The organism is Vibrio sp. 10N.247.311.14, assembly GCF_041467715.1.
Classification (GTDB): Bacteria; Pseudomonadota; Gammaproteobacteria; order Enterobacterales; family Vibrionaceae; genus Vibrio; species Vibrio crassostreae_C.
In genome coordinates this window covers 1-20,197 of record NZ_JBFSVE010000003.1, presented here as the reverse complement: position 1 = coordinate 20,197, position 20,197 = coordinate 1, and the positions used below count along the sequence as shown (strand labels likewise).

At 44.7% G+C, this 20,197-nt stretch carries 15 protein-coding genes and 1 pseudogene; 5 read left to right on the top strand and 11 right to left on the bottom strand.

What is annotated here, in order from left to right:
- Window positions 1-50 precede the first annotated feature (50 nt).
- From AB6F11_RS01815 to AB6F11_RS01805, 3 genes are all read left to right on the top strand, one after another.
- Complete coding sequence (locus AB6F11_RS01815) at window positions 51-473, top strand: universal stress protein (protein ID WP_102393695.1); 423 nt, start codon at window positions 51-53, stop codon at window positions 471-473.
- Window positions 474-766: 293 nt separating this feature from the next.
- Complete coding sequence (locus AB6F11_RS01810) at window positions 767-2,338, top strand: cryptochrome/photolyase family protein (RefSeq protein WP_102321009.1); 1,572 nt, start codon at window positions 767-769, stop codon at window positions 2,336-2,338.
- Window positions 2,338-3,078: an SDR family oxidoreductase gene (locus tag AB6F11_RS01805; RefSeq protein WP_017070716.1), complete on the top strand. Its 741-nt coding sequence runs from the start codon at window positions 2,338-2,340 to the stop codon at window positions 3,076-3,078. The genes AB6F11_RS01810 and AB6F11_RS01805 overlap by 1 nt, the downstream gene beginning before the upstream one ends.
- 147 nt (window positions 3,079-3,225) lie before the next feature.
- Here the strand turns inward: AB6F11_RS01805 and AB6F11_RS01800 are convergent, their stop codons facing one another.
- The 7 genes and pseudogenes from AB6F11_RS01800 to AB6F11_RS01770 form a co-directional block, all read right to left on the bottom strand.
- Window positions 3,226-4,110 carry a PA4780 family RIO1-like protein kinase gene (locus AB6F11_RS01800; RefSeq protein WP_029235559.1) on the bottom strand — a complete coding sequence of 295 codons (885 nt, stop codon included), beginning with the start codon at window positions 4,108-4,110 and terminating at the stop codon, window positions 3,226-3,228.
- Window positions 4,111-4,270: 160 nt separating this feature from the next.
- A complete protein-coding gene (locus AB6F11_RS01795; RefSeq protein WP_081324519.1) occupies window positions 4,271-4,405 on the bottom strand; it encodes a DUF2256 domain-containing protein in 135 nt (44 codons plus the stop codon).
- 275 nt (window positions 4,406-4,680) lie between these two features.
- Window positions 4,681-8,397, bottom strand: a complete 3,717-nt coding sequence (locus AB6F11_RS01790; RefSeq protein WP_102393694.1) for an AAA family ATPase — start codon at window positions 8,395-8,397, stop codon at window positions 4,681-4,683.
- Window positions 8,398-8,402: 5 nt separating this feature from the next.
- Complete coding sequence (gene sbcD / locus AB6F11_RS01785) at window positions 8,403-9,656, bottom strand: exonuclease subunit SbcD (protein ID WP_102393693.1); 1,254 nt, start codon at window positions 9,654-9,656, stop codon at window positions 8,403-8,405.
- Window positions 9,657-9,869: 213 nt separating this feature from the next.
- Window positions 9,870-10,043, bottom strand: a pseudogene (locus AB6F11_RS01780) (porin family protein); the annotation flags it as partial.
- Window positions 10,044-10,056: 13 nt separating this feature from the next.
- Window positions 10,057-10,653: a LysE/ArgO family amino acid transporter gene (locus AB6F11_RS01775; protein WP_017059193.1), complete on the bottom strand. Its 597-nt coding sequence runs from the start codon at window positions 10,651-10,653 to the stop codon at window positions 10,057-10,059.
- A 14-nt stretch (window positions 10,654-10,667) separates the two neighbouring features.
- On the bottom strand, window positions 10,668-11,192 hold the full coding sequence (locus tag AB6F11_RS01770; RefSeq protein WP_017066999.1) for a GNAT family N-acetyltransferase: 525 nt from the start codon (window positions 11,190-11,192) through the stop codon (window positions 10,668-10,670).
- Window positions 11,193-11,651: 459 nt separating this feature from the next.
- On the opposite strand from AB6F11_RS01770, the gene AB6F11_RS01765 reads away from it, so the two are divergent.
- Window positions 11,652-12,395, top strand: a complete 744-nt coding sequence (locus AB6F11_RS01765; RefSeq protein WP_102393737.1) for a class I SAM-dependent methyltransferase — start codon at window positions 11,652-11,654, stop codon at window positions 12,393-12,395.
- 129 nt (window positions 12,396-12,524) lie between these two features.
- Here AB6F11_RS01765 and AB6F11_RS01760 read toward each other — a convergent pair whose 3' ends face one another.
- The 4 genes from AB6F11_RS01760 to AB6F11_RS01745 form a co-directional block, all read right to left on the bottom strand.
- Window positions 12,525-14,570, bottom strand: coding sequence for a TonB-dependent receptor domain-containing protein (locus AB6F11_RS01760; RefSeq protein WP_017066997.1), 2,046 nt, complete (start codon window positions 14,568-14,570; stop codon window positions 12,525-12,527).
- Between the two features lie 181 nt (window positions 14,571-14,751).
- Window positions 14,752-15,672, bottom strand: a complete 921-nt coding sequence (locus AB6F11_RS01755; protein ID WP_017059189.1) for a LysR family transcriptional regulator — start codon at window positions 15,670-15,672, stop codon at window positions 14,752-14,754.
- 229 nt (window positions 15,673-15,901) lie between these two features.
- Window positions 15,902-18,091, bottom strand: a complete 2,190-nt coding sequence (locus tag AB6F11_RS01750) for an immunoglobulin-like domain-containing protein (RefSeq protein ID WP_102393692.1) — start codon at window positions 18,089-18,091, stop codon at window positions 15,902-15,904.
- A gap of 487 nt (window positions 18,092-18,578) precedes the next feature.
- Window positions 18,579-19,577, bottom strand: coding sequence for a hypothetical protein (locus tag AB6F11_RS01745; protein WP_017063978.1), 999 nt, complete (start codon window positions 19,575-19,577; stop codon window positions 18,579-18,581).
- 239 nt (window positions 19,578-19,816) lie between these two features.
- Between AB6F11_RS01745 and AB6F11_RS01740 the strand changes: the two genes are divergently transcribed.
- Window positions 19,817-20,056 carry a PAS factor family protein gene (locus AB6F11_RS01740; RefSeq protein ID WP_004733935.1) on the top strand — a complete coding sequence of 80 codons (240 nt, stop codon included), beginning with the start codon at window positions 19,817-19,819 and terminating at the stop codon, window positions 20,054-20,056.
- Window positions 20,057-20,197: the final 141 nt, after the last annotated feature.

Sequence of the window (20,197 nt, the reverse complement as noted above, 5' to 3'; positions counted from 1 at the left end):
GTCAACAGAAACTATGCTTGTTACATAACTCACAACAAGAGGCTTTAATTATGGATTACCGACATATTCTGGTCGCACTTGAACTGTCTGACGACACCAAGATTCTCATTGATAGAGCGACCTTCTTCGCTGATAAACTGGAGGCTGGCATTTCATTTGTTTATATCGATGGTACGCATGGAGAAATTTATCCAGAGCTCGTTGATATTCAGGGAAATGACGGTGATTTACCCATCAATGAAGATGCCGTTAAGCATTTGAAAGAGTTTGAAGCCTACGCCAAACACCCAATCAAGCACATTTTCGTGGGAACGGGTGATTTGAACGATAAGCTCAAAAATGCCATCGAAGCAAACGGCGTTGACCTATTGCTGTGCGGCCATCACCATGATTTTTGGCATAAGCTCATCTCCCATTCTAAACAGATCATCGATACTTCCCCTATCGATATTCTCGTTGTTACAATGGAATAGAAGCTCCAGTTCGACACTCAAAAATAACCGGCATTGCCAACCTCTATCGGTATTATTGGTTGGCTTGATATCCTCTTCAACACACTCATCCTGATCGAAATCTCCTATTTCCCACTTAGAGTAGTCATTTGTGATCTTGTCAGCCTATCAACTCGTAAGCGTCTAATAATTAACAAATCACGTCATTTCGATTTGAATCAACGTACTGAAATGTACGACCCAGACCATGCCTTCATCAATCAATGGACAGGCGGTAACGCAGTCACAACAAGCCTCACAAACCAGGACGCATTATGAAATTTAAAACGGTACGACTTGTATTAGGTGACCAACTCAACATTGAGCATTCATGGTTTAGACAGGTTAACGATGACGTTATTTACATCATTGCTGAGCTAAAACAAGAAACAGATTATGTTGCCTCTCACGTTCAAAAAGTGGCCGCGTTTTTCTGTGCGATGGGTTACTTCGCTAACGAACTCAAAGAACAAGGTCATCAAGTACTCCACCTTACTCTTGACGACACAACGCAATTTGAAAACCTAGACACACTTTTAAAGCACTATGTACACGAATTCGGCGCAGAGAAATTCGAATATCAAAGGCCAGATGAATATCGCCTCTTAGAGCAGATGAACAAGCTCAAGCTGACCAATGCGACCAAAGGTTGTTGTGATACAGAACACTTCCTCTTTCCATTCGAGGAGATAGAACAACAGTTTCCAAAAGACAAACACATCATGATGGAACACTTCTATCGCCGAATGAGAAAACGTTTCGACATTTTGCTAGAAGACGGAAAGCCCGTTGGCGGAAAATGGAATTACGACGCGAACAATCGAAATAAGCTCAAGAAACAAGACATCGAAAACCTACCTCAGCCGCTGATGTTTACCAATGATATAACCGACATTTTGCAACGTATCGAACGTCACCAAGTACAAACCATTGGTCAAGTCGGCAACCAGTTACTATGGCCGGTGAACCGCGCACAAAGCTTGTCTCTACTCGCTCATTTCTGCCAAGTCTGCTTGCCGTTATTTGGGCAGTTTCAAGATGCGATGACGACAGAGCACGACTCTAAATGGAGCTTGTATCATAGCCGTATATCGTTCTCGCTGAACAGTAAACTGCTGAGCCCTAAAGAAGTGATTGATGCAGCACTGTCGGCCTACCAAGCATCCTGTCTTCGAGACAGCTCACCAGATAAGCCAAGCATCGATATTGCACAGGTCGAAGGATTTGTACGCCAAATACTGGGGTGGCGAGAGTACATACGCGCCGTCTATTGGGCAAACATGCCTGCTTACGCCAACAAAAACCATTACTCAGCACATAATAACCTGCCCCATTACTTTTGGGACGGACAAACCAAGATGAACTGCATGAAGCATGCGATTGACCAGTCTCTTGAGTTTGCTTACGCGCACCACATCCAAAGGTTAATGATCACTGGCAACTTCTGTTTAATCACGGGTATAGACCCTGACCAAGTCGACAGTTGGTACCTCGGTATTTACGTCGACGCGATTGAGTGGGTTGAAATGCCAAATACGCGAGGTATGGCACTGTTTGCGGATGGCGGGATCGTAGGAACCAAACCATACTCTGCCAGCGGTTCCTATATCAACCGCATGAGTGACTACTGCAAAGGCTGTCACTACAAGATAAAAGAACGCAGCGGCGAGCAATCTTGCCCTTTCAATAGCTTGTATTGGCGCTTTATGGACCAGCACCGCGATGCGTTAAACCGCAACCCACGTATGGGCATGTTATATCGCTCTTGGGACAACATGGATGAGCAATCACAACAAGCGATTCTCGATACTGCTGAACAACGAATCACAAACTTGGAGAACTTATAATGGTGGAGCAACTCAGATTACACATATTGGTGGTCGGTGGGAGCGGCGGTATTGGTTTCGCTGTGGTTAAACACCTATTATCTGAGCTCTCTCGGTTTGATTTTCTTGATGTGCATGTAGACGCGACTTACCACTCTCAACAGCCGGAACTAGAAAACAATCGCTTGACCTGGCACAAAGTCGACGCGACCAATGAAGCTGATATCAAGCGTTTGAGTTCTGAGTTTGAACAACTTGATTGGTTGATCAACTGCGTGGGTATGCTCCACACTCCAGATCTTGGACCGGAAAAAAACTTGTCGTCCATCGACCCTGATTTTTTCCTCAAAAACATCTCTGTGAACACCCTACCGAGCTTATTATTGGCAAAGCACTTCACGCCGATTCTTAGAGCGAGTGACAATCCAAAATTTGCTGTGGTATCCGCAAAGGTTGGCAGTATTTCAGACAACAGATTAGGCGGTTGGTATAGCTACCGCTCATCGAAAGCAGCCCTAAATATGTTCATCAAAACCATGTCGATCGAATGGCAACGCACCATTAAGAAAGGCACCGTGTTGGCTCTGCACCCGGGCACGACAGACACAGCTCTGTCGAAGCCTTTTCAGACCAATGTCCCTGAAGGTAAGTTGTTTGAGTCAAGCTATGTCGCCCATCAGTTGGTCGATATTATTCGCACTGCCACACCGGATAACAGTGGGCACTTCTACGCTTACGATGGTGAACAGTTAAATTGGTAGTTGATACGAGTGTCCGTCTTTCATTAGTGCTAAAAAAGAAAACACAACAGAGTTGAAGCTCCATTGGGTTTTTATTTAGAAAGAACGCCTCTGTTTTAAAAGGCGTTTGGTTGATATCTAGCTAAAGATCAAAACTGATCATCACGATTATTCAGCCCAATTGAACTTAGTATCGTCAACACCTTCTTTCTCTTCTTTAGCTCGCTCGCGTCGATGTTGTTCTTCAATTCGCGCAGCGTCTATCTCTTGCATGATGGCTTCGATATCAGCCAAGTCGTCGGTTTCCGTAAACTCACCCGTCAGTTTGCTGTCTGGCTTCAAGTCGCCTTTCTCGTACAGCGCCCACATTTCCTTGGCATACTCGGTTTTTGCCAGTTCAGGAGCAAACTGAGCGTAATAGTCACGGATGTTATTGATGTCACGAGCCAGCATCCACTCAGCGTTGTTGTTAGCCGAAGCGTCAACCGCTTGTGGTAGGTCGATAATTACTGGACCGTACTCATCCACCAATACGTTGAACTCAGACAAGTCACCATGGATCAAACCAACACACAGCATTTTAACTACGTAAGTCATCATCACGGCGTGGTCTTCGATCGCTTGCTCTGCTGACATCACCACATCGTTCAAACGTGGTGCAACGTAACCCTCATCGTCAGTGACCAGCTCCATAAGCAGTACGCCATCAAAGCAACCATAAGGGACAGGCACACGAACACCCGCTTCTGCCAGTTTATATAAGGCATCCACTTCAGCACTTTGCCAAACCTTTTCTTGTTGTTCACGACCAAAGCCAGAGCCTTTTTCCATCGCTCGAGCGCGGCGGCTATTTCGGACTTTTCGGCCTTCACGATACGCGGTCGCTTTTTTGAAGCTGCGTTGGCTTATTTCCTTATATACCTTGGCACAACGGATCGTATCGCCGCAGCGCACAATGTACACCGATGCTTCTTTGCCACTCATGAGTTGGCTTGTCACCTCGTCGACTAAACCGTCGTCAACTAAAGGCTGTATTCTTTTAGGTATCTTCATGCCGCCTTTATACATCACTTATCTTACAGATAGAAATATTAACTTGAGAAATGAATGACGAAACGATTAAAGGATCATCAAAATTACGACAAAGGAAGGAAATATTGGAGTTAACGGGTTTAGATCATGAGGATTGACCTGATCTATTCAGATTATGGGACTAAGACTTATTACGACGACAACGTTCAGAACAGTAGATCACGTCATCCCAACAGCGCTGCCATTTTTTACGCCATGCGAAAGGCTTTTGGCAAACAGGACATATCTTAGTCGGTAAATGGGGTTTCTTGTGCATGGCCGTTCCCTTCTTGAAGCATCCACTTCCTGCGTTTACTAGAGATTCCCTATTACGCTCGTACCTCGCTTTAGAGAATGACGAAGGCAATACGAACAAAGCCTAGTTCTCTATGACGTTCGTTCCTGACTTTAAGGAGTGACTGCGTAGTGATTTGTGAGTACTCCCGACTCCGTCATCCTCGAGAAGGAGGAACGACTGAGTCGGGGATCTGCTTCATCTAGCTCTGTTTCTATTTCTGCGCAGATAAATTTAGCAAGAACCAAAGTAACAACCTAAGCGACAACCTTGTACTGCTTCTCCATCTCACTCACACCTAAGCCAGAGTGTTTTGTCACTTTAAGCTGAACGGGCACTCGCTCTTTCAGTGCTTCAACGTGGCTAATGACACCGATCATCTTGCCTGATGCATTCAAGTTATCCAGTGCGTTAAGTGCAATGTCCAATGTGTCGCTATCCAGTGTGCCAAAACCTTCATCTAGGAACAGAGAATCAATACTGGTTTTGTAGCTCACAAGATCAGAAAGCGCTAATGCCAACGCCAAGCTCACCAAGAAGCTTTCGCCACCTGATAACGTCTTGGTGTCACGCATCACATCGCCCTGCCATGTGTCGAGCACTTGCAGTTCTAAACCATCGTCGGCTTTACGTTTAAGCTCGTAACGACCATGCAAACGTTGTAGCTGCTTGTTCGCAAGGTACACCAAGTTTTCCAATGTTAAACCTTGGGCAAACTTACGGAACTTGTCGCCGTTCTTAGAGCCAATAAGTGAGTTCAAACGAGAGATATCATCAAACTCGACTTGTTGCTCATCAATTTGCTTAAACAGATCTTGCTGATTACTGCGGTTCTGGCTATCCGTTTCAAGATTGGCAGAAATTGCACCGATCTTGGTCGCATGGCTTTGCTGTGCGTTTTGACACTCAGTAGTCGCTTCTTCAACTTGCTGTTGGTCTTGCTCTTGCCATGCTTTCGCATTTTCGTGATTTAGTAGATCCACTTGTGTCGCTTTGGCGGCGTTCAACCTAGCTTGCGCACTGACAATCGCTTCGTCTAAAGACTTCTTCAGGCTTTGAAGTTGAGTTCTAACCTCTTCATCTAACAACGCTGCTTCAAAATTAGCCTCATCTTCGAACGGGCTAGTTTTCAGCGCTTCTAACCAAGCATTCGACGCTTGTGTGTAGCTCGATTGCTTACTGACTAACTCGTCCGAGAAACCAGTGTGTTTGGTTTGCTCGGTTAGATGTTCAAGTTCGCTGCGGTTAAGCACTAACTGCGCGGCATCAAATGCATTTACTGCTTCAGTGACTCTTTGCTTCATCGCATTGCTGGTGGCTTGAATGTCTTTGTCACCAAACAACTCTGTTCTTTCAGCCGTTACACGAGTGAGTTCTGACACTAAAGACTCACTCTCTTGCGTCAGTGTCGCGAGCTCTTTCTCAACACTGCTTAGCTTGTCGTCTAACGTTTTCAATTCGGCATTTTGAGTAATCAGTTGCTTCTCAATATCGGCCTGTTGCTGTTTGGTTTGCTGCCATGTGCTTGATGCTTGCGATTTCGCAGTAAACCAATCATCGATATGCTCAAGTTCAGGTGCTTCGATAGAAGTTTGAACAATGCTCTCTTTCAAAGCGTTCCATTGCTGGCCTTTCGCTTGAGCTATTTGAGTCACTTGCTCGTTTGCGACTTGGTTTTGCTTATTCAAATCAGCTAAGCGTTGCTCGGCCAACTCGAGATTAGACTGCGCCTTGTCAGCCATAACACTTACAGACAGGCGTTGTTTCTCAGCTTCAGCGTAATGCGCTTTAGCATCACCCAACGCTTTGAGTTGCTGCGCGCTCTGACTTAGTTGAAGTTCACACTGCTGAGCAAAGGTCGCGACTGTAGCTTCATTGCCTAAATCGTTAATCGTTAGCAGTGCCAGTTCAGGAGCCGTGCCAACGAAATCCGATAAACTCTGTTGAAGCTTGCCGACAACGCTTTGCCAATTCAGTTGAGCCTGATGAATATCCGCTTGCGCTCGCTGAATGTCATCGTTAAGCGCAGCAATCATAGGAGCAAGAGAATCTAACTGCTGACGATGCTCTTGGCCTTCTTTTTTGATAGCCGTTAGCTCTAGGTTTTCCCTATCTTTTTGAGCAACCAAATTTGCAATGTCTTGCGACTGTTCAACCGAATGGTCTGTTGAACCACACAGTGGGCATTCAGACCCAGATTCTAGAGCTGCACGGTATTTCGCCAATTCGCCTTCTTGATCAATCAAACGCGTTAATCGCTCAAGCAAAGTCTCTCTCTCTTTATATCGTTCCACCAGCACTTCACGCTCTTTCGAAAGCTTGTCGACCAACTGGGTGTTGGTTTGATGTGCCTGTGTTTTTGCGTGCAGCTGTTGTTGGGCATTTAGGAAACCACGATTGATCTCGAGTAATGAGTGCGTATTGCGATTCCAAAACTCCAACAGATCTTTTTGCGAATTCAACACTTGCTCGCTAGTGTTGCCTTGCAAGGCTTCCCACTGTTGCTTTGCACTACTTTCTAGCACAACCAATTCAGCTAAAGTTTTATCTTGCGTTGCTTTAGCGTCTTGAGCAGATTTGATAATCGTTTGCTGTGCATCAACCGCAGACAACGCTTGCTTCGCTGAATTCAACTGCTCTGAATGCTGGCGCTCTAGAGTACGAACTTGCTCGACCTTTGCTTGCCACTGACCTAGGTATTTTTCCAAATGCTGGTCAGCTTGATGCGTATTTAAGTACTCAGTACTGCGTTGATCTTGTTGCTTCAGTGCATCTGTTTTTTGGACTAAAACAACCTGTTGATTGCGCTGCTGCGTATGTTGCTCGTTAAGCGTATTCGCTGCATTAACGGCCGCAGTTTGTTTATCTTTGAGTACGACGATTTGGTTATCTAGCGGACGCACCAGATCGATGATCTTCTCTTGATCTTGTTGCTCGGTTTTTACCTGTTCGACAATCGCACTGCTTTGCGTCAGTTTAGTTTGCGCGTCTTGCTTTTCTGCATCACGAACGGCAAGTAACTTGGTGCTGTTATCTAGGTGAGCTTGAGTAGTGTTCACCTCTTGTTCGCAACGCCTTAAATCTTTGTGCATTGGGCGCAGCTTTTCAGCCGGCTCACTGTTTGCCAAGCGCTCTAATGAAGGTTGGTTACGGCCTAGTTCATCTTGAGCGGTTTTAAGATCGCGCTCACTGGTCGCAATAGTTCGCTCAGCTTTGGTCACGTCTTTCCACCAGCTTAGATGCGCTTGCCACTCTTTTAATTGCTCGGCTAAACGCTTCTGCTCGGCTTCTAGCGTTTCACGCTCTGCGGTCAGCTCCTGGACTTGCTCTTCAGACAGTAAGCTCACCCCTTCAGCTTTCGCTTTAAGGTGATTAAGCGACTCTTCACTCGACTTAAAATGATCGTAAATGCGCTCTGAAATCAGGCTATAAACTTCTGTTCCCGTCAACTCTTCAAGTAGCTCTGCACGGTCGTTAGCATTGGCATTTAAGAACGCTGCAAACTCACCCTGAGACAACATGATGGATTTAGTGAAGCGTGAAAAATCGAGACCTGTTACCTGCTCCACCAACTTGGTTTTCTTGGTCAGCATCGTCTCTAAGACTTTGTCTGTGTCAGCATCGGCAAATTCACACGTTGGCGTTTGTAATGCGCCATCTTGTTTTCCACGCGCTCGCTTTTGATGGAAGTTAGAACGGTACGTTTTGCCCTGCACTTCAAATTCCAGTTCAGCAAAACACTCACCCGTGCCACGTGTCATTAATTCATTGTTGCCTTTGGCAATGCTCTTCAAACGCGGTGTGCGGTGGAACAATGCCAAACAAATCGCATCAAGAATGGTGGTTTTACCCGCCCCTGTTGGGCCAGTAATCGCAAACAGACCATTTTCTGCAAACGGTGATTGGGTGAAATCGAGCTTCCAACGTCCTTTCAAAGAGTTCAGGTTTTCAAATTCTAGGCTTAAAATCTTCATACTGGTTACTCTTCTACTTTGTTTGGCGCTTGAGCGCTCTCAGACACTTCAACCATCACTTGTTTAAACTTCACCGTCATGCGCTCTAAACGCGCTTTTTCAGAATCCGTTTCAAACTCTTCTAAGGCAATACGCTTGCTAAACACGTCCATCGGGCTCAGTTCAGATAAGGTCTCTGCCGACTCTTGCTCTAATGCTTGATTACGACGCTCTCTTGCTCGGCGCAGTTGAAGTACTTCCACATTCAATCCTTCGGTCAGTGCGCGCATACGTTCTTGTAGATCCGACAAGTAATCTTGCGCTTGCACTTCTATCGATAACCATACGCTTTGGTCGCTATCTAAACCTATGTATTGGTTAAGCTGAGATTCGATCTCGCTCAAGTCGCCTTTGATTTCAGCTAGAGGTTGGAATGTGGGAACAGGCAGTTGAGAAATGGTGCGCTCACCTTCAACAAACTCAACCACACACACTTGTTTTTGAGACTTAAGTTCATCAAAACTTAGTGGGATTGGAGAGCCTGAATAACGAATGTATTCACGCTTTGCCACCACTTGTGGGCGGTGGATATGACCAAGTGCAATATAGTCTGCGTCTGGGAAGCCATCAGCGGCAAAACCATCAAGGTTGCCGACATAGATATCACGTACCGAATCCGATTGTTGAACACCCATCGCAGTTAAGTGGCCGGTAGCGATGATCGGCATGTGCTCGCTGTTTGCAAACGTCGCGCGCTTAGCAACCGCCGCATCATAAACACTTTGATAATGCTGTTTGATTGCATCGCCGAGTTGCTTCTGACGCTCAACGCCAGTGACACCCGCCTGGCTCATCAACACATCGCGAGGGCGAATAAAAGGAATGGCACAAACCAGCGCTTCTACATCGCTGTTCTTGCCTTTTAGTTCGACAACCTGAGTCGCATGATCTTCATTGGTATTAGGAATCACGTCTGCGCCCATGTATTTGAGCAGCTGTTGTGTCTCTTTAAGCACAGAGACTGAATCGTGATTTCCACCTAATAACACCAATTGGCAGCCGATCTTGTTCGAATCGACCACAAACTTGTTATACATCTCACGAGCGTAACTCGGCGGTGTGCTGGTATCGAAAATGTCGCCAGCAACAATGATCGCGTCGATGTCGTGCTCTGTAACTTGCTCAAGTAACCATTGTAAAAACCGTTCATGTTCATTCTTACGGCTTTTATTGTAGAAGTTTTGGCCAAGGTGCCAATCGGACGTGTGAAGAATCTTCATTGCTGCTCACTGGAAGTCGGTAATACCTTTAATCTACCAAAATAGTCGAGATAATTCCCTTTTATAAGCTTGTGAAAACCAACTAATTTCAGGCTTTGGACCAACTCCGCCCATAGCGTGACCAATCGTTATTTTTGACATAAAAAAACCGCTCAACGTTAGAGCGGTTTTAGGTGTCCATAGCTTTAGCTTTAAGCTATTTCACAGAGGTCGTCAAAAATTGTACGAAGCGCCCAGAGTTACTGTGCTAAACGCTACATCACGGCTTGCCAGTCTATTACCATTCGGGCCGAAGAATTCGATATTTACTGCATCTGCTTGTGAGATTAAACGTAAGGTTAGGCTTTCTACTGGCGTGTATTCAACACCTATACCAAAATGGAAGCCTAATTACGCGCAGCTAGACAATCAAAGATATTGCAATAGATGCCATGATCACGCCAACGACAAATTCCAACACCTTCCACGCTCTCGGGTTCTTAAACATTGGAGCCAAGAAGCGAGCGCCATATCCAAGTGAAAAGAAGAACACGAATGACGCCGATACCGCACCAGCGCCAAACAACATTTGATCCGGTTGATATTGAGTTGAGATAGACCCCAGCAATACCACAGTATCCAAATACACATGCGGGTTAAGCCAAGTGAACGCCAAACACATCGCAATCGCTTTGGTTAATGAGTCTTTAGTTTCTGCCGTGGCTTCTAAGGCGTGGTTTTCGGTAAATGCTGATCGGAAGCTTAAGAATGAATAGACACCCAAAAAGATAGCGCCACCATAACGGGCGAACTGCTCAATTTGTGGGAACTGCTTAACGATTGCGCCAAAGCCCGTCACGCCAAAGCTAATCAGTAAGGCGTCAGAAATGGCACATACAGCACAAACTGCCAATACGTGTTGGTTCTTAAGCCCTTGCTTTAAAACAAACGCATTTTGAGAGCCAATCGCAAGAATCAGCGAAAGGCCAAGGGAGAAACCTGCAAAGTAAGTCGACATCTAAGGCTAGCCTCTTAACGCAACTCAATACGCATAAACTGGCTGTGCGGATCCAACACATAATCAGCAAAGGGTTCACAGTATCCAAAGCCAAACTTTTCATACAGGTTACGTGCGGCCTTAAAGTAGTCTTCTGAGCCAGTCTCTAAGCTGATTGTTTGATACTGGCGAATGGCCGCTGTATCTAATACGTGTTGTAAAAGTTGGCTGGCAACACCTGACTTTCGTGCAAACTGTGAGGTCCTCATTGATTTGAGTTCAGCGTGTTGGGTATTTAGCTCTTTAATGGCAACACACCCAAGTAGTTGGCTGTCTTTCCAAGCACTGAAAAAAGTAATCTCTGGTGACTTGAGCCCATCTAGATCCAGTGCATGAACGCTTTCGGCTGGCGAAGTGGCGTACATATCAGCGAGGTGCTCTTCAAGTAATTCAATGACTTCCCCACCCGACAAGTCATCCACCTTAATTTCTATTGAAGCACTGCTTTCCAATGCTGTTCTATTTTCCATTGAACCCTGTGCATTTATTGCTGATGTCATTGTTTCAACTCTCCTTGTTTAGTTCGCTTATTTAGCTTGAGTGATTTGGTTTTTATCAACAGCCCACTTTCCTGAATTGTTTCCTTTTCAAGAACTCGGTTTGAATCAGTAAAATTACTGATTAATCATAAAATTATAAATGTCACACTGGGTTTACCTAGATACCATATTTTTCCTATCTCGTCTCGTGATAAAAGCGTTCCGCAAAGCCCGTATGGTCGCTGCATTGAGGGAGCAACACCTGTTTTAGTTAACGAATAAGTAGTCAGGGCAAAGTGAATAGCGATGACACGCGTACTGATGTTGTTGGCAGCTTAAACATCCCTTTAAACGGTCTCATTTAAAACGACCATAAGTTAGAAAATAAAACGCTTTCATTGATCGAATATTTGATTGCGATTTTCCAATTTCGGTATATGATGCGCCACCCTAATTTTTCAGCTTATGCTGCAGGCAAATATGTCCGCCAACGCACTCTATACCGACCTATCCGGTTACTATGATTTAATGTGTGTAGATATTGACTACCAAGCGCAAAGTAACTGCGTACGTAGACTCCATCAAATCTTTGGAAATGAAGGAAAAACACACCTCGACTTAGCTTGTGGCACTGGCCCACACGTTCGTCATTTTATTGATTTCGGTTACCAAAGCGGTGGCCTAGATCTTAACAAGCCGATGTTAGATATCGCAGAAGTTCGCTGCCCGGAAGCCAAGTTCTCAGTACAAAACATGAGTAACTTTGAGGTCACGGAACCACTCGATCTTATCACTTGCTTCCTGTATTCCATCCATTACAACGATGGCCTTGAGAAGCTTAAAGAGTGTATTGAAAGTGTGCATCGTGCGTTAAAGCCAGAAGGTATTTTCTGTTTTAACGTGGTTGATAAAGACAAGATCAGCAACGACCTGTTTGTTAGACACACAAAAAACCAAGACAAAGACGATTTCACGTTCCGTTCTGGTTGGTATTACTCTGGTCAGGGTGATAAGCAAGCGCTAAAGCTTAGCATCGAAAAGACGACTGCTGGTGAAACTCAAGTGTGGAATGATGAACACCCAATGGTGGCATTCTCGTTTAAAGAGTTAGTCGAGATATTGAAGCCCTACTTCGAGGTTAATATCTTCGAGCACGATTACGACAAGCTGATTCCTTGGGATGCTCAGTCCGGTAATGCGCTGATCACATGTGTCAAAATCTAGATTAATAGATAAACGGCAAATTAAACCAAATCTATAGATCAAAAAAGAACCCACACTCGCCATTCTCCTTTTAGAGCATCAGCCAGTGTGGGTTCTTTTGTATCAAGCTATCAGTTACTGAACTCTAAATTAGAAGTCCGCTGTCATACCTACGTAGTAAGTACGTGGCTCTTCAACATAGCCCATGCTCTCTAGCTCTTGTGATACAGCTTCGTCAGTTAAGTTCGTGATACCTGCACGTAGTCGTACTGAAGCATTCACGTTGTAGACAGCACCTAGGTTCAGCGTTGTGTAAGCGTCTTGAGTTAGATCGCTTTCGATCTGACGTTCACCACGGTAACGCGCACTCACGAAGGTACTTAGATCGTAAGTTGGGCTCCAGTTCAGTTTAACTAAACCCGAATGCTTGTAACGATCAAGTAATTCGTCACCAGTAGACTTATCTTCAGTGTCTAAGAATGTGTAATTACCAGACACACCCCATTCATCAGTAATTTGGAATTGGCCTGTAAGCTCAGCACCTTGAACTACAGCCTCTGATACGTTTGTATAAGTACGCTTACCATTCACATAGCCAGTTGAGCTTGAACTATCAGCGCAACCTTTACCCGATTCAAACACTCCGCCGTTCTCACAATAGGTTTCATCACGATCAATTAGGTCGTTGATTTCATTTCGGAATAAGGCACCTTCAACATTCCAACGAGGTTGGCTATAAATCGCAGCGATCTCATAGTTCAAGCTGGTTTCGGGCTTAAGATCTTCATTACCATGTAAATCACATACGCCTTTACAGCTATTAACTGTGTAGTCTGTCTGATTTTGAGTCAATGTTGGTGCTTTAAATGCTTTACCCACACCACCCTTGATGATCAGGTCATTCGTTGTTTGATGAACCAAGTACACACGTGGGCTGAACTCTTCACCGTACAGTTCATGCTTATCTAAACGACCACCAATGGTTGCCGTTAGTTGATCCGTCATTAACCATTGGTCTTGAACAAATAACGCACCTTGATAAGCTTCAGATGTACCATTGACTAAGTTTTCTTTGTTGGTTAATTCACTCAACTGGTAGTCCATACCAAACGTTACGGTGTGACTATCACCAAGATAAGTGGTCGCCGAAGCTTCAACAATTTGAGTCAGCTCTTCGATGTCACTGCTATAGTTAGTATCTGAGTCCGCAGCATCATTATCTGTCACATTTTCACGTGAATAACGTACTTGCGTGTCACCCCAGCTCCAAAAACCACTATGTGTGATCGCTTGGCTCTGACGTACAACACGTGTGTCAGACTCAATCACAGATGATACGTTTTCCGCAGATGACTCACGTTCGTCGTCACTGTAACCAAAATCGAAATCAATGGTTTGGTTGTCTGTTGCATTCCATGTCAGGCTCGCGAGTAAGCTTAATGTCTCTCTTTCTTCTAACGCAGTAATGTCTGAACGATCGTAACCAGAGCTATGCGTACCAGAATAGGGTTGCCAAGCATCACGGCTAGTTTGGTTAACAGATAGGCGAGCAAACAACTCGTCTTCAATCAACGCACCAGATGTCGTGAAGCCCATCGAATACTCTTCCCCTCCATCACCATCAAGTGGAGATGAAGTGTCCATGCTCAGTGTAGAGCTCCAATCGTTTTCTGGAGCCTTAGTGATGATGTTGATTGTACCGCCCATACCATCTGAACCGTAAAGTGCAGACATTGGGCCACGGATTATTTCAACACGTTCGATCGAATCAGCAGGAATCGTTGATAGGTCAAAGTCGTTACCACGGATGATGGCACTTGCAGAGCTTAAACGACGACCGTTCACCATGATAAGAGTGTAATCTGAATCCATACCACGAATAGAGATCATCTGACGGCCAGCACGTGTGCTATCAAAATCAGACTCAACACTCGTTGATTCGGCAACGATGTCTGCCAAGGTAATACCAGGGCTGTCTTCAATGTCTTGCGCGGTGATAACCGACATTGAAGCTGGCGCTTGTTTTAGTGCCATCTCGGTACGAGTTGCCGTAACAACCATTTGCTCATCTGTTGCTTGCGCTTCTTCTTGCGCCAACACGTTAGCTGAAAGTGAGGTACAAATAACAGCGACTGCGATCGAAAGGGGTTTACGAACCAAAAGAGGTTTGCGAATCAAAAGAGATCTCTCAGACATGATATTCATTCTTATATGTGATTGGTAATGATAATGGTTTGCATTAAACAACCAACTACCACTCTTATCAACGAAAGTTTCATACCAAAAATCGATTCTCGTTATTCACCATTCAAATAATGAAAGAGATCTATATCCAACTCGATAGGTATTCGTAATTTTCATTCACCCTGCAGATGGATTATGTATAAAGCTCTTTGAATATATTGCGAACCCAGCGACACATCGGGTCGTTATGAAAGCGCTTATGCCAGTATAAGTAGACGTCTTCTGATGGGTGGCGCAACGCTTTAGGCACGCGTTTACAAACAAGATCTCTTTGCGTAGCGGCTTGTTGAGCAAAAGGTGTCGGTAAATGAAAGATGATGTCGGTTGCTTCTGCCATATCCGGCGCGACGTTAAAATTGGAAAGCTGAATTGGAATGGACAGCTGGCGCTGCTTATCAATCAAGCCAAGATCTTTAAATCGACTTTCGATCGAGAGCTTCTTATCCCCTTGCAGTGAGATTTGACCAAGTTGGCTATTCAACAAGTCATCAACCGTGATCTCTTTGTCCGCCAAAGGATGTTTTTTACTCATCAGCAAACGGTAATCGCGGCTAATCACGAACATTCGATACAAATTTTGCTCTGAACTTAACGGCTCGTGGGTCGACAACACAAAGTGCGCATCACCGGATAACAGAGGCTCAAAGTGTCGTTTAGGAATCGAGTCGATATCAACAGTCATGTTTGGCGCTTGTTGACGTATCTCCGCAACTACCTTGGGCAGCAAGTGCGCGACATTAGGCACTAAACCAAAGAAGCGAACCGTACTGTCACTGCTTTGCGGTTCGAATACATCGCCATGTACCAGCTTTTCTAAACGTGTCAGTACCGAATTGAGATCTTGCTTAATGGCTTCTGCTTTTGGCGTTAACTCATAGCCATAAGCCGCTCGCACCAATAGATCATCATTGAAAACGGTACGCAGTTTTTGCAGAGATCGGCTCACCGTAGGTTGGCTCATATCCAGCGCCAATGCCGTGTTGGAAACGTGCTTCTCTTCAAGAAGGTGTTTAAGAATAACGAGTAGATTGAGGTCGACTTGAGCAAGATTCATTATGCAAATATTAACAATATATAAAATTCAATGTGCGCATAGTGCTATTTCTTAACATGTAATACAATTGATAATCACTCCTATTTTGATCTAGAGCAATATGCAGAGCAGAGTTTAAGGTTAAGTGGGTTTTAAAGCTCTAAGTCAGAACTGTTTAAACATAAAAAAGAGAGGCACAATGGCCTCTCTTTGATCGTCTACTTTATATTGCTAGCGTTGAGCTATCAGACTACAGCTTTGTCCAAGCATCTTGCCAGTATTGGCTATCTGCTGGAGCGTAAGACGCGCTTGCACACCATGCCGTGTATGGCCAAGGCTTACATTCGTACAAGCCATTATCGCTGCCGACCACAATGTCACCCGCTGCGTAGTTTGTGCCCGCTTCATATGGAGGGTAATCACCTGGAGGAGGTGTTGTTCCGCCACCGTCTTTAACAGCGAACGAATCGTTTACCATCACCATTTCACCGTCAGATGCTTTACCGACTACTTCAAGTGCATATTGCCCTTCCGCTACATCGTATAAGTCGATGGTAATAGCACGGCTGTCCGTTACGTTAACCTTAGTTTGCTCAACCACAGTACCTGCACTGTTGATCACCATAGCGGTAACATCTAATGCTTCATTTGATGTCAGTGTCAGATCTAAACGCACGTTGCCGTTATCTGGCGCATATTGTGATTGAAGTCCTGAAACCGAAAGCTCTAAGTCATCGCCCGGATCTGGGTTACCACCACATGAAGAGTCTGAAACTTTTCTCCAAACGCCCCACTCACCTGTTGTTCCTGGCTCTTCGCCGCGAGTGTACCAACCTGCTCCCCACGTTGAACCGTCATGAGATACTTGGTCACCTTCAACATAAACGGTGTCGGCATCCCATGCAGCAGCACAGTTAGAACCATCAGTTACAGACACTTTACGGTCAGCGGTTACAGTTTGGTTCGCGCTATCTGTTACACTATACACAAGCGTGTAGTTGCCGATTTCATTTACATCGACACTGCCAGTGTGTGTGATGGTGCTTGTTAGATCGCCATCTTCAGCATCATTCGCCGTCACGCCTGCCATAGCATCAAACGCAGTTCCCAACACAACGGTTGTGTCAGATACGCCATTAAATACTGGCTTCTGGCTGTAAACCTCTACCGTTCTTGCTTTAGTGGTTTCGTTGTCATCGCTGTCTTTCACTCGGTAAGTTAGAACGTAAGTACCAATAACACTGGTTTCGACGTATCCTTCAACATCGATTGATGACGTTAGATCGCCGTCTTCTTTGTCTGTTGCCGTTACGCCATCCATAGGATCAAACGTTGTTCCGTGAAGAACACGCGTATTTTCGACACCTTTAAGAACAGGCTCACCCTCTACTGGTGGTGGCGTTACTTGACCGTGTACAAACGGGCCGTAGTCTTTAATAAACTGCTCGTTGTATTGTTGGCCGTTTTTGTTGGTGCCCATGTCCCAGTTAATAGACCAAGTCATTACACCACGTAGCGGTTGGCCTTGCGCCGTTAGGCTATCAAATGCGTCGTATAAATCTTGTGGCTCTTGCACAAAACCTGTCGCTGCAGCATCGATACTTGAAGGAATACCAAACACGAGCTTGTCATGTGGGATTTTGTGGAAGCCACGCGTTCCGTTGATAAGCGAATCAGAAATGTAGTAGATGAATTCTTCTTTTAACGCATCGTTGTTTTGAGCAATCCAACCCACGCCTTCAACCCAGATACCATCGCCACCTTGGTTGTAAAATTGTGGGTTAATCCAGTCGTAGTAGCCTTCTAGATTATCGATATAAGGAACGTACTTACCGCCTGTCGTGAGATACGGAAACTCAGGCGCCATAGTAATAAGGAAGTTTTTACCTTCAGCACGGTAGTGGTCTTTTACCAACTTAAGAGCATCAGGAATCACGGTTTGATTGTTTGCTGCGGTTACGGCTGCTTGTTCAAGGTCAATATCTAGGCCATCGAAACCGTAACGCTCAGTTAGACGGATAATCTCATCAGCAAAGGCTCTTTCATCACCGGTTTCTAGCTCTACGTGTGCATCCGCACCACCTAAAGCCAACAGCACAGAGCGACCTTGCTTGTTGAGTTCCGAGATTTGGTCAATAAATTGTTGTTCTGAAAGCCCAATGGTTGGGTCCAGTTTAAAAGTTGGGATTCGACCATCAGCCACATCGTAGACCTTCATGAATGACACATTCACGATGTTGTACATTGGGTTCACTTCATCCAGCGTCACACATGGCGCATTACCACCTTGGTAGCCGCCACCGTCACACCAGTTATGCCAATAGCCAACCACCACGCCAGAGTCTGGATTCGTCATATCTGAACCATTCGCATAAACAGCGCCAGACATTGCCGCCATGCCGAGCGATACTGCTAATTGTAGAGCTTTACGTTTCAACATTAGTCCCACTTCCTTACTTAACAGCTGTGCCAATCACAACCGAACCAATTCATTGTAATCATGAATATTTATAGAGAAGTAATGGAATTTATAGGAAAAGATGACCTTTGATTAAACTTGTGATTTCAAGTCACAGATTGAATATCAGAATCAATATGATTTTGACTTTTCATTCAAATTGAAATGCTAAAAACTGTTATTTTCGGCTGAATGCATTGACCATATAAATATTTGATCAACCTTAATTCACTAAGATAATTAACCAAAAATATAAAAAATCACCGATAGGAAAAAATAAACTTTAAATCGGCAAAAATCATCCCAAATACGCCGTAATTACTGACCTAAGACCAGATACCATTGCGAGTGATATCACTAAAACAGCTTGGATATAGCCATCATACATGTGCTAGCAATACACACGTATAACGGAATATAGGAGCAAGAATTTGTAGGATTTTGAATGTATACGTCGGGAGTTTTTCAGTTAACCGTCAGTGCCAGATGAATAATATGCATCCAATAGTGAAATAAAATTCACCTTATCAAGTTCATTAAGTTGATTAATTCCAGCCGCTGCTTTTCTTCCTCCGCCAGTCGCAAAACTTGAGCAAATTTCGTCTGCACCCGTTCTATTTGATAATGGCGCACGTAAGCTCACCGTGTAAGACTCGCCGTCTTGGTTTTTCGTTAATACTGCTTGCGCTCGGTTTGGATCTTGATTAACGATTTCATTACCAAATACGCCACTGATGCGCCTTGCCCAAGTCTCGCCTGGTAGTTCAAACACACGTGCGACTTCACTTTCATAAACAGGAGCAAGGTTTGATAACTGCTGGCAATCATTTTGATAAGCAGCTCGCAGTCGATAAAACACCGAGTCTTTATCATCCAAAAGATCAAACGGGTTCGGGTATTGATAAAGGGTTTCGTAGAGCTCAGCTGGCGTGAAATGCAAATCACTGAGTGACGAACCGTAACCGTTGTAGTTAATCAAGGTACCTAGCTCTTCTAGAAACTCTTTTTGAGATTGAGCGAATCCATTTTCATCCGCTAGCCGCGCCGCCACCGTTTTTAGATTGTCGCCAAAGGCAGCTGCGATTGCCCAAGCCACATGCGCACCATTCAGCTTCTGGTTAATCAGCAAGCTCGTGCAGCTCTCTGGCGCGGTATCAATCAGAGTATCTAAATGACTAGAAGTTGGGACATCCCCTGTTCGGTGGTGATCGCAATAAAATACATTGATGTTTGCGTCTAGCAGTGAGTGCAGTGCAGGCAGGTTTTTCTCCATCGATACATCTAAAACGGTAACGGAAGAAACATCACCTTGCTTACCCGGCTCCATAGTTTGAGTAACAACTTGAGAGACCAACTTAATATCACGCTTAACACCAGTAATGAGCACGCTCTCTCTTGGCTCACTTAATCGCAGCTGTAACAACGCGATTATGCCATCTGCGTCTCCGTTGAATACGTCGTAGTGCATGTTGTTCCTCTTCCTATAGATTTAACCGTTTGCCAGAAACGCGCCAATTCGTTTGTGTGTTCGATAGTCTGTCATTATTTTAGTTATATTTCACAGATACTTAAGTCTATTTTGGAATGCCTTATTCTCATTAGATTGAAAAGATAAACACATTAATAATATTGTATGACTTATGTCACAGTAAAAGAATACGAAAAGATTATAAAATAAGCGCCTCCCACTTAATGATAAAGAGACGAATGAACACTACCACCACTCTTGTTTATGACACTTTGAAAAGCCTTGCTGCTCACGCTCCTGAGCAACATGCCGAGATTCGCCAGCGTTTATATGAGCAGTTGAGCCTGCCATTTAACAAGCAGCTCTCGTTATACGCTAATGTGCTTGGTCCTATCAGCTCAGGTAAGTTAGCGGGATGCGACAATATTGATAAAGCGGTTGAACTGGCACTGGATGTGCTGGAAGGCCGAAATAAGTAGTCCCCCCTTTAATACGTAATATAACGGCCCAGATCTTCCCCCAGATCGGGCCGTTTTTTTATTCTCGTCATTTATCTATTTGAATTGTATCCGCCCCATGAACCCACGGGGCGACTTGTCAGTGTTTGAAGTTCCAAGGCA